This is a genomic window from Legionella feeleii (assembly GCF_001467625.1).
In the GTDB taxonomy this organism is placed as follows: Bacteria; Pseudomonadota; Gammaproteobacteria; order Legionellales; family Legionellaceae; genus Tatlockia; species Tatlockia feeleii.
On sequence record NZ_LNYB01000090.1, the window covers coordinates 21,867 to 23,372 of the forward strand.

A 1,506-nucleotide genomic window follows, 5' to 3' on the forward strand; every position below is an offset into this window, starting at 1 on the left:
CCTTGCTCAAGGTGCTTTTGCTGTCTGATAGCAGTGTTTTTCTTACCCTGTAAGCCCATTGCGCGCTTGCCAATCCCATCCCCAGCAGAGGCAGGTTTTTAACCAGTGCTGCGGTGTTGCTAAAGAAGGCTGAACTTTTTGCCACAGCGCTTTTAAGCAGCGCGGGCAGACTGTTTAAAAATCCCTGCTGGTAGCTGATGGCGCCAACACCGGCAAGACCTGCGACTGCCAGTGCACTGGTAGCGTGACTTTGCGGGGCTTTGGTGTGGCGGATAAGTGTCAGCATTGGTTTTAAGAAAGTCTGCCCCTCACGATGAAGGGTGAGTAACAGGTCATGCAGGTTATCGCAGCGCTGTAATAAATGGGCTTTCGCACTCGCACTTAGATTTAAGCTCAAAAAGATAGCGTTTAAAAATGCATCGTCCGGCTCAAGGGGTATGCCTTCATAAAGGGCGATGGCGCTAGCTGCAAGCGCCTTTGCTTCTGCCTTTAAGCGAAAAGTACTTACCTCCAGCGCCTCACCCTGTACATGGTGCAGAATGATTTCTTGAAGGCGAGCCTGTTGGAAGGGGGTTAATTGTTTCATCGGTTAAATCCTCGTTGGTTAAAAAAAATGATTAAAACTGGTAGGAAAAGCCAAGGAGTAGAGCCTGCTGGGCGGGCAGATGGCGAAGGATGGCCGATTCATTGACCTCATCAACGGAAAGAGTGGGGCTTTGGCCATGAATGTATTGGTAGCCTAAGCGCATAACGGCCTGCTCATTAATCTGCAATCCAAGACCTGCCATGACTTCTGGCGAAAAGCCTTTGCTCGTGTTAACCGCGGCCTTATCGACCGTCATCTCACGATAAGCAACGCCTGCTTTTACCCATGAAAAGAGCGGAAACTCAATCAGGGTTTCACTTCTTACGCTGACCAGCGCATCAAGCATGGGCTTCATGGTCGCTTCAATTTCCACCCCGCCTAAGGCAGTAATCGCCTCTTTAGGGAAGCGTAAGGCCAAGGTATTGCCCGATTGCAGGCCCAGTTCAATAGCGGCCTGCCAGTAGGTCTGGGTGGCTAAAATGCGTCCCACGCTTAAGCGGCCAGTGGCCACCTGCTGCTCTTTCTCGACGGCGGCGGAATAAAAGGCCATGCCAAGGGCGCCGTCAATCACCCAGCGCTGGCAGCAGTCGACCTCATCAAAGGCGAAGGCCTGGACAGAAACACTTAAGAACAGGCAAAGCGCAATAATTGGTTTAAACATGATGAACTCCTGATTAAAAACGGCTGATGGGGCGAATGTGGGCCGTGGTGACTTTAGAGGCTGGCTTAAGCCCGCCTTCGCTGACTGCAAATAGACGTGCCGTCCCCACCGAGAGCTCGGTCGAGCTCCAATAACTATCTGCCGGCAGCACGATGAGGCCTGTGGCGACTCAGCACATCTCCCCCAAGGCTCTGGCCCTTTGTTTTCGAGGGGTTTAAAAAAATACTTTCGCAATGATTTGCCTATTTTTCTATGCAAG

The 1,506-nt window shown here is 51.5% G+C and carries 2 protein-coding genes; both read right to left on the reverse strand.

What is annotated here, in order from left to right; genetic code table 11:
- On the reverse strand, nucleotides 1-586 hold a 586-nt coding region (locus tag Lfee_RS16485; RefSeq protein WP_193786974.1), incomplete at its 3' end, for a hypothetical protein.
- Between the two features lie 31 nt (nucleotides 587-617).
- On the reverse strand, nucleotides 618-1,247 hold the full coding sequence (locus Lfee_RS16490; protein ID WP_058448087.1) for a hypothetical protein: 630 nt from the start codon (nucleotides 1,245-1,247) through the stop codon (nucleotides 618-620).
- Nucleotides 1,248-1,506 lie beyond the last annotated feature (259 nt).

Excerpts from the sequence above, each read along its gene's own strand:
- Lfee_RS16490 (WP_058448087.1), bottom strand. The coding sequence starts at position 1,247 with ATGTTTAAACCAATTATTGCGCTTTGCCTGTTCTTAAGTGTTTCTGTC.